Source organism: Lacrimispora amygdalina, assembly GCF_003432035.1.
Classification (GTDB): Bacteria; Bacillota; Clostridia; order Lachnospirales; family Lachnospiraceae; genus Lacrimispora; species Lacrimispora amygdalina.
On the sequence record NZ_QOHO01000152.1, the window covers coordinates 1 to 5,923 of the forward strand.

A 5,923-nucleotide genomic window follows, 5' to 3' on the forward strand; every position below is an offset into this window, starting at 1 on the left:
CTAAGCCGGTGGTCATGATTACTTTTATTTCTATTTAAAATAAAATATGACCCTTTGGAATCTCTGTTTTATTTGACTGACATATACGTATATGTTACAATGAAATCAATACTTATCAGAAATATAAAAATAAACCCGGTAAAATGGAGGTTAAACAATTATGGAAAGTAAATACAGGCATCTTTATAAGCTGCTTTTAGATAAGATTGACAAGCGGGAATATGAGCCTGGAGATAAGCTTCCGGCGGAGGGGGAGCTGATGGAGGCTTACGGCGCTTCCAGAGATACGGTGCGCAAGGCTCTGGAGCTTCTGGTACAGGACGGTTATATCCAAAAAGCCAGAGGAAAGGCGGCGGAGGTTCTGGACAAGAACAAGTTCAATTTCCCAGTATCGGAAATCGCAAGCTTTAAGGAAATCTACCGGTTTTCTTCTTCTAAGCCCAATACCATTGTGGAGAATTTAGAAATCGTCAAGGGAGATAAAAAGCTGATGGCGGCCCTGCAGATCGGACCGGAGGATGAGGCATTTTTGCTTGAGAGAGTCAGGGAGATCGAGGGTGAGAAGATCATCATTGACAAAGATTATTTTTCACGGAAGGTGGTGGAAAATCTGCCTCTCCGTGCGGCTCAGGATTCTGTATACGAATATCTGGAAAAGGAGCTTGGCCTGAAAATCGGATTTGCCATGAAGGAAATCACAGTCCATATGGCTGCAGACGAGGATTACCGACTGCTGGATATGGGAAGCTACGATATGATCGTAGTGGTGAAGAGCTATACCTATCTGGAAGATTCCACCCTGTTTCAGTTTACCGAATCCCGTCACAGACCGGACAAGTTCAAGTTTGTGGATTTCGCCAGAAGGAAGCTGTAAGAGGATATATCCAAAGTCAGGAATATATTTCTTCATATATGTTGACAAAGATATACGTATATGTTATAGTCAAAATACAATAATAACATATAAGTTGCAACTAATTTAAAAACATATTGAAAAGGAGTATGGATATGGGGAAATATGAAAATGATTCCAGGCAGCTTTTGGACCTCATCGGTGGTAAGGGGAATATAGGGGCCGTGACTCACTGCATGACCAGAATGCGTTTCGTGCTGTCAGATCCATCAAAGGCTGATACGCAGAAAATCGAAGCATTGAAAAGCGTTAAGGGTACCTTTACACAGGCTGGACAGTTTCAGGTCATCATTGGAAACGACGTACAGTCTTTCTACAATGAATTTGCAGCGGTTTCAGGAATTGAAGGCGTATCAAAGGACGAAGTGAAGAAGGAAGCAAAGGGCAACATGAACGTGTTGCAGAGAGTGGTAGCAGATATAGCAGAAATATTTGCTCCCCTGATTCCGGCCATTATCGTAGGCGGTCTCATCCTGGGCTTTCGGAATATCATTGGTGAAATTAAATTCATGAACGACGGGACTGAGACTTTGGTGGCCGTTTCCCAGTTCTGGTCCGGTGTATACAGTTTCCTCTGGCTCTTAGGCGAGGCTATCTTCCACTTCCTTCCGGTGGGTATCACATGGTCCGTGACGAGAAAGATGGGAACCACACAGATTCTGGGAATCGTTCTCGGTCTGACCTTAGTATCTCCCCAGCTTTTGAACGCCTATGCTATGGCACCGGGCGTCGAGATTCCGGTTTGGGATTTCGGTTTCGTAAAGATGAGAATGATCGGTTATCAGGCTCAGGTTATTCCGGCAATTTTAGCAGGCTTTGTGCTGGTTTATCTGGAGAGGTTCTTTAAGAAGATCACTCCTCAGGCCATTTCCATGATTGTTGTTCCTTTCTGTTCCCTGCTTCTGGCGGTGATCGCTGCCCATGCGGTAGTAGGACCCATCGGCTGGGCCGTCGGTTCCGCCATATCAAAGGTAGTTTATGCAGGGCTTACTTCCAGCTTCCGCTGGCTGTTTGCCACCTTATTCGGCTTCATATATGCGCCCCTTGTTATCACAGGACTGCACCATATGACAAACGCCATCGATCTCCAGCTCATGGCGGAGTTCGGCGGAACCATGCTGTGGCCGATGATCGCTTTATCCAACATTGCGCAGGGCTCTGCAGTACTGGGCATGATCTATTTACAGAAAAAGGATGAGGAATCAAAGCAGATATCCATTCCAGCCTGCATCTCCTGCTATTTAGGGGTGACTGAGCCGGCTATGTTCGGCGTGAACTTAAAGAGGGGTTTCCCTTTCCTTTCCGCGATGATCGGCTCTGCCATTGCGGCAACCGTTTCCGTTGGAATGAATGTTATGGCCAATTCCATCGGAGTGGGCGGCATTCCTGGAATCCTGTCCATACAGCCTCAGTATATGGGGATCTTCGCCATCTGTATGCTGATTGCCATTGCAGTACCCTTTGGGCTGACTGTCGCTGTGGGCAAAAAGAAAGGAATTTAGTAAATGCAGAATTTTAAGAAATCATGTGTGTATCAGATTTATCCCAAATCCTTTATGGATACAGACGGAGACGGAATCGGGGATTTAAGGGGCATTATCGAAAAGCTGGATTATTTAAAAAAGCTGGGTGTGGATTACCTCTGGCTCACTCCATTTTTCGTATCGCCTCAGAATGATAACGGCTATGATATTGAGGATTACTGCCGGATCGATCCCTTATTCGGAACCATGGAGGATTTGGACCGGCTGATCTTGGAGGCTAAAGACCGGGATATGAGGCTCATGCTTGACATGGTTTTCAACCACACTTCTACGAGACATGAGTGGTTTCAGCGGGCTCTTGCAGGTGAGAAGAAATATCAGGATTACTATTTCTTTCAGGATGGCACGGCGGGCAGTCCGCCCACGAACTGGCAGTCCAAGTTCGGGGGAAATGCATGGGAATACGTGAAAGAGCTGGGGAAGTATTATCTGCACTTATATGATGTGACCCAGGCGGATTTAAACTGGGAGAACAAAAACGTGCGGGAAGAAATAAAAAATGTCCTCCGTTTCTGGAAAGAGAAAGGAATCCGCGGATTCCGGTTCGATGTCATCAATCTGGTTTCCAAGCCAACTGTCTTTGAGGATGACGAAGAGGGGGATGGACGCCGTTTCTACACGGATGGACCCCGGATTCATGAGTTCCTGCGGGAAATCGTGGAGGATACAGGGCTTGATGCAGAGGACGTGGTCACAGTAGGGGAAATGTCTTCCACCACCATTGATCATTGTATTCATTACACAAACCCCAGGGAAAAGCAGCTGAAGATGTGCTTTAACTTCCATCACTTGAAAGTGGATTATAAGGACGGGGATAAATGGTCCTTAATGCCCTATGACTTTGGGCGGCTGAAAAAGATCTTCCACACATGGCAGGAGGGCATTGCCGGGGGAAACGGATGGAATGCAGTATTCTGGTGCAACCACGACCAGCCGAGAGCGGTATCACGGTTCGGTGACGACGGTGTCCACAGGAAACAGTCCGCCAAGATGCTGGCTACGGTGATTCATGGGATGAGAGGAACGCCCTTTATCTACCAGGGAGAGGAAATCGGTATGACAAATGCTTATTTCAAGGATATTTCCCAGTATCGGGATGTTGAAAGTCTGCACTATTTTGATATTTTAAAGGAACAGGGGAAGAAGGAAGAGGATATCTACCGGATACTTAAGGAACGGTCCAGGGATAATGCCAGGACCCCCATGCAGTGGGATGGAGAGGAAAATGGCGGATTTACTTCCGGAACGCCGTGGCTGAGTGTCAATAAAAACTGCAGGGAAATCAATGTAAAGGAGAGCCTTGCTGATTCTGATTCCATCTTTACCTATTATCAAAAGCTGGTGGAATTAAGAAAGCAGTATGAGGTCATCAGCGACGGGAGCTATGAACCGGTTTTTGTGGATAATCAGGGTATCATGTCCTATAAAAGGGCCTTGAATGAAGAAAAGCTGCTGGTATTTGCCAACTTCACCGGGCAGGAGCAGATGGTGAAGCAAAAAGAGAACCTGGATGATTGGGAGATATTGCTATCCAATTATAAATATGTAACAATCAACGGGGATAGGGTAACGCTGGAGCCCTTTGGAGCAGTTATGCTGTATCGGAAAGGATGATTTGGAGGGCGGTTCAGGGGCACTGGACCCTGTATCACCCAGAGAGGCATTTGGCATAACGTGTTACTGGCAGTGCAGAAAAGATCGTACAGAATTCATTGCTGTAATCAGCAGAAATGAATTCCTGCCGGTCTTTTTTTGTGTATCGGGAAACTGCCGGGCCTGAAGTTGGAAAGGCGGACCTGGTTAAGTAATTATTTATTAGAAATGTTCATTTTACTGTCCACAGAGGGCGGAAAAAAACAGGAAAATGTCCGTTGACAACCAAAGCAAAGTTTGCTAAACTATTTAACTAATAAGCAAAAATGTTTATTTTAAAAAGTATAAAATTAAGTGAAGGAGAGGAAAATAATGGGTACAATTATTGGCGAAGGCATTACATTTGATGATGTGCTGTTAGTTCCAGCTTATTCAGACGTAATACCCAATCAGGTTGATTTATCGACCAACCTTACAAAAACCATCAAGCTGAACATTCCACTTATGAGTGCAGGAATGGACACCGTAACCGAACACCGCATGGCGATTGCCATGGCAAGACAGGGTGGCATCGGCATTATTCACAAGAACATGTCGATTGAAGAGCAGGCAGAAGAGGTTGATAAGGTTAAGAGGTCTGAAAACGGCGTCATAACGGATCCATTCTATCTTTCCCCGGAACATACATTAAAAGATGCGGACGAGCTGATGGGTAAGTTCCGTATTTCCGGCGTACCGATTACAGAGGGAAAAAAACTGGTCGGGATTATCACCAACCGTGATTTAAAGTTCGAAGAGGACTTCAGCAGGAAAATCAAGGAGTGTATGACTTCTGAGAACCTTGTGACTGCAAGGGAAGGAATCACTCTTATGGAGGCAAAGAAGATTCTTGCCAAAGCGAGAGTGGAAAAGCTTCCGATTGTAGATGATGAATTTAACTTAAAAGGTCTTATTACCATTAAGGATATTGAAAAGCAGATCAAGTACCCATTATCAGCAAAGGACGGACAGGGAAGACTTCTGTGCGGAGCGGCTGTAGGAATCACTGCCAACGTTCTTGACCGTGTAAAAGCTCTTGTGGAAGCGAAGGTAGATGTGGTAGTACTTGATTCTGCCCACGGTCATTCCGAGAATGTAATCCGCTGTGTGAGAATGATTAAGGAGTCATATCCGAATCTTTCCGTAATTGCCGGAAACGTAGCTACCGGCGAGGCTACAAAGGCTCTTATTGAAGCGGGAGTTGATGCAGTGAAGGTAGGAATCGGACCTGGTTCCATCTGTACCACCCGTGTGGTTGCAGGAATCGGTGTACCGCAGATTTCAGCAGTTATGGACTGCTACAGCGTAGCCAAGGAATATGGTGTTCCCATCATTGCAGACGGAGGTATCAAATACTCAGGAGACTTGACAAAGGCGATTGCAGCAGGCGGAAGCGTATGTATGATGGGAAGCATGTTTGCAGGCTGTGATGAAAGCCCTGGAACCTTTGAACTGTACCAGGGAAGAAAATATAAGGTATACCGCGGCATGGGCTCCATCGCTGCCATGGAGAACGGCAGTAAGGACCGCTATTTCCAGACAGATGCGAAAAAACTGGTTCCGGAAGGTGTGGAAGGCCGTGTGGCATATAAGGGCATGGTGGAAGACACCGTATTCCAGATGCTTGGCGGTCTCCGTTCCGGTATGGGATACTGCGGAGCAAAGGATATTAAGACTCTCCAGGAGACAGGCAGATTTGTTAAGATTTCAGCAGCTTCCTTAAAAGAGAGCCATCCTCACGACATTCATATTACAAAAGAAGCACCCAACTACAGTATTGATGAATAATAGAAAGCAGACGGAAGAAGTTACAAAATGATGTGACCCCTATAAG

General features: G+C 45.8%; 4 protein-coding genes. All 4 read left to right on the forward strand.

Annotated features, from left to right (window positions below; all coding sequences use genetic code 11):
* Positions 1–160 precede the first annotated feature (160 nt).
* The 4 genes from treR (at position 161) to guaB (ending at position 5,877) form a co-directional block, all read left to right on the forward strand.
* Positions 161–874: a trehalose operon repressor gene (treR, locus tag DS742_RS28370; protein ID WP_117420254.1), complete on the forward strand. Its 714-nt coding sequence runs from the start codon at positions 161–163 to the stop codon at positions 872–874.
* Positions 875–1,008: 134 nt separating this feature from the next.
* Positions 1,009–2,415 (forward strand): PTS system trehalose-specific EIIBC component, encoded by a 1,407-nt coding sequence (gene treP, locus DS742_RS28375; protein WP_117420255.1) that lies wholly within the window; start codon positions 1,009–1,011, stop codon positions 2,413–2,415.
* Positions 2,416–2,418: 3 nt separating this feature from the next.
* On the forward strand, positions 2,419–4,071 hold the full coding sequence (gene treC, locus DS742_RS28380; protein ID WP_117420256.1) for an alpha,alpha-phosphotrehalase: 1,653 nt from the start codon (positions 2,419–2,421) through the stop codon (positions 4,069–4,071).
* A gap of 351 nt (positions 4,072–4,422) precedes the next feature.
* Entirely contained in the window at positions 4,423–5,877 is a 1,455-nt protein-coding gene (gene guaB, locus DS742_RS28385) for an IMP dehydrogenase (protein ID WP_117420257.1), read from the forward strand.
* Positions 5,878–5,923: the final 46 nt, after the last annotated feature.